The sequence below is a fragment of the Nguyenibacter vanlangensis genome (genome assembly GCF_013376155.1).
In the GTDB taxonomy this organism is placed as follows: Bacteria; Pseudomonadota; Alphaproteobacteria; order Acetobacterales; family Acetobacteraceae; genus Gluconacetobacter; species Gluconacetobacter vanlangensis.
In genome coordinates, this window is record NZ_JABXXP010000292.1 from 1 (window position 1) to 3,575 (window position 3,575).

The window sequence follows — 3,575 nt, forward strand, 5'->3', positions numbered from 1 at the left end:
AGAAGGCCGTGCCGGCGGGCGAGGGCGGGATGGCCGCCCTGATCGGCGTCGATCTGGACCTGGCGCGGGAGATCTGTGCGGAAGCAGCGATCCTGCGCGCCGAGGGCCAGCCGGACGTGCGCGAGACCATCGAGGTCGCCAATGACAATGGCGGCGGTCAGATCGTCGTGTCCGGCCGCATCGGCGCGGTGGAGCGCGCGGTCGCGGCGGCGAAGGCGCGCGGGGTGAAGCGCGCCGTGATGCTGCCGGTCTCCGCGCCCTTCCATTGCACGCTGATGGCGCCGGCGGCCGATGCGATGGGCGAGGCGTTGGAACGCGCCGAGATCGCGCCGCCCGTGGTGCCCGTAATCGCCAATGTCTCGGCGGCGAAGGTGACCGATCCGCAGGCGATTCGCGACCTGCTGGTGCGCCAGGTCACCGGGACCGTGCGCTGGCGCGAGAGCGTGGAGGCGATGGCGGCGATGGGCGTCGACAGTTTCGTCGAGCTTGGAGCCGGGAAGGTGCTGTCTGGACTGGTGCGGCGGATCGTGCCTGATGCAGCCGCCCGTTCGGTCGGAACGCCCGCCGATATCGAGGCGTTCCTGGCGACCCTGTGACGGAGCGACCATGTGACGAGACGGAATGACGGATCGAGAGAATGATGGGCGAGAGCATGACGGACGGGGAGTGGATGGGCTGATGTTCAGTTTGGATGGCAAGACCGCGCTGGTCACGGGGGCATCGGGGGGAATCGGCGCGGCGATCGCGCGGGCTCTGCATGCCCAGGGAGCGCGCGTCGTCCTGTCCGGGACGCGGGAGACGGTGCTGAACGGGGTCGCATCCGAGATCGCGCCCGATGGCGAGCGGGTGCATGTCTGCGTGGCTGACCTGTCCGACCCGGCGGCGTCCGACGCGCTGGTCGCCGCCGCGGAAACGGCGGCGGGCGCGCCGCTGGACATCCTGGTCAACAATGCGGGACTGACCCGCGACGGGCTGGCGATTCGTATGAAGGACGAGGACTGGAACCGGGTGCTGGAGGTCGACCTGGCTGCGCCCTTCCGCCTGTGCCGCGCCGCGCTGAAGGGCATGCTGCGCCGGCGCGCCGGCCGCATCGTCAGCATCGCCTCGATCGTCGGGGTGACGGGCAATGCGGGGCAGGCCAATTATTCGGCGGCCAAGGCCGGCATGATCGGCATGAGCAAGTCGCTGGCGCAGGAAGTCGGCTCGCGCGGGGTGACGGTCAATGTCGTGGCGCCCGGTTTCGTGCAGACCGCGATGACCGACGTGCTGCCCGAGGCGCAGCGCGAGAAGCTGCTGGGCGGCATCCCGCTGGGCCGAATGGGCCGGCCCGAGGATATCGCCGCCGCCGTGGTCTATCTGGTCTCGGACGAGGCGGGCTGGATCACCGGGGCGACGCTGAACGTCAATGGCGGGATGGCGATGCCGTAGGGCGCCGCGGGATGGGATCGCGATTGATTCCGCCCGACCGATTCCGCTGGACGAGGCGGGGGATATCGCGGAAAACGGGGTGATTTTATCGGATTCGTTCTGATGCCGGGGCGCGGATTGTGGCGGAAACACGATCCCTGCCTTGGCGACGACCGAGGAACCGTGCTAATCCGCCGCTGCTTCGTCCGAGGCGGGCTGGACGCGTTCTCGCGGCTCCGGTTTGCGGGACGTCAGACAGGACGAATGATTTTCGAACCGCCCGTATCTCATGGGGCACACAGGAAGCGAAGACAGATGAGCGAAATCGCCGACAAGGTTAAGAAGATTGTGGTCGAGCACCTCGGGGTCGAGGAAAGCAAGGTCACCCCGGAGGCCTCCTTCATCGACGACCTCGGCGCCGACAGCCTGGACACGGTCGAGCTGGTGATGGCCTTCGAAGAGGCGTTCAGCGTCGAGATTCCGGAAGATGCGGCCGAGAAGATCGCCACCGTGAAGGACGCGATCGACTATATCGAGAAGCAGAAGGCCGCCTGAATTCGGCATCGCCAATCGGCATCGCCGGATAATCGGTTTTCGTCATCTAGGGAGCAGAGCGGGTTGGTACAGTCTACCGGAGTGGCGTCGGGAGCCCGTCGCGTTGTTGTCACCGGTATGGGCATTGTCAGCCCGCTCGGGCTTGGGCTCGAACATAACTGGTCGCGCCTGATCGCCGGGGAAAACGGTTTTGGCCGGATCACCTCGTTCGACCCGTCCGACCTGCCCGCCCAGGTGGCGGGCGAGGTTCCTGCCGGCCCGACCGACAGCGGTGGCCTGACCTTGTCCGACTGGGTGTCGGTCAAGGACCAGAAGAAGATGGACCGGTTCATCCATCTGGGCCTGGTGGCGGCGACCGAGGCGGTGGAGGATTCGGGCTGGACGCCGGAATCCGAAGAAGAGCGTTGCCGGACCGGGGTGATGATCGGCTCAGGCATCGGCGGCCTGCAGACGATCTATGACGCATCGATCACGGTTCATGAAGGACGCGCGCGGCGTCTGTCGCCCTTCTTCATCCCGTCGGCGCTGATCAACCTGGTTTCGGGCCACGTCTCCATCAAATACGGCTTCAAGGGACCGAATCACTCGGTGGTCACCGCCTGCGCCACGGGTGTGCACGCGATCGGCGATGCGTCGCGCCTGATCATGCTGGGCGACGCCGACGTCATGATCGCCGGTGGCGCCGAGGCCGCGGTGTGTCCGCTGGGGATCGCCGGATTCTGTTCGGCCCGCGCGCTGTCGACCAGTTTCAACGACACCCCCGAAAGGGCCTCGCGCCCGTGGGATCGTGATCGTGACGGGTTCGTGATGGGCGAGGGCGCGGGTATCGTGGTGCTGGAAGAATACGAGCACGCCAAGGCCCGTGGCGCGAAGATCTATGGCGAGATCGTCGGGTACGGCCTGTCGGGCGACGCCCATCATATCACGTCGCCCGCCGAGGGGCATGAAGGTGCGTATCGCGCCATGCAGGCGGCGGTGCGCAATGCCGGCATCGACGTGGCCGATATCGGCTACGTCAACGCCCATGGCACCTCGACCATGGCCGACGATCTGGAGTTGCATGCGGTCGAACGCCTGTTCGGCGATCATGCCGGCGCGCTGGCCATGTCCTCGACCAAGTCTGCCATCGGCCATCTGCTTGGGGCGGCCGGCGCGGTCGAGGCGATCTTCTCGATGCTGGCGATCCGCGACAATGTCGCGCCGCCGACGCTGAACCTGGACAACCCGTCCCGCGAGAGCGTCATCGACCGGGTCGCGCATGAGGCTCAGCGCCGCAAGATCGACATCGCATTGTCCAACAGCTTCGGCTTCGGCGGCACCAACGCCAGCGTCATCATGCGCCGCGTCTGAGGACGCTGCCCGAGCGGCTTGCCGGGCGGCCAGTCAGCTTTTTCTGATGGGGCGCGTGATTGGGTGAACCGGTCACGCGCCCCATTTCTTTTGCTCCATCGCCTTTGCAGCGCGGCATGGCCGCGCGATGCGATCTTGCCCGGATATGCAGGATGGTCAGACGCCTTGTCACCCTGATGGCAGTGTTGTTGACGCTGGCGGCCGGTGCCGGCATCGGTGTCGCCGGCTGGGGCTGGTGGGCCTATCGCGCGCCTGGCCCGGCG

General features: G+C 67.0%; 4 protein-coding genes. All 4 read left to right on the forward strand.

From position 1 onward, the window contains the following. On the forward strand, positions 1–596 hold a 596-nt coding region (locus HUK84_RS12600), incomplete at its 5' end, for an ACP S-malonyltransferase (RefSeq protein ID WP_176640606.1). A gap of 82 nt (positions 597–678) precedes the next feature. Further along, positions 679–1,428, forward strand: a complete 750-nt coding sequence (gene fabG / locus HUK84_RS12605; protein WP_176640607.1) for a 3-oxoacyl-[acyl-carrier-protein] reductase — start codon at positions 679–681, stop codon at positions 1,426–1,428. 294 nt (positions 1,429–1,722) lie between these two features. Continuing rightward, positions 1,723–1,962 carry an acyl carrier protein gene (locus HUK84_RS12610; RefSeq protein WP_012227163.1) on the forward strand — a complete coding sequence of 80 codons (240 nt, stop codon included), beginning with the start codon at positions 1,723–1,725 and terminating at the stop codon, positions 1,960–1,962. A gap of 63 nt (positions 1,963–2,025) precedes the next feature. After that, positions 2,026–3,312, forward strand: a complete 1,287-nt coding sequence (gene fabF / locus HUK84_RS12615; protein WP_176640608.1) for a beta-ketoacyl-ACP synthase II — start codon at positions 2,026–2,028, stop codon at positions 3,310–3,312. Positions 3,313–3,575 lie beyond the last annotated feature (263 nt).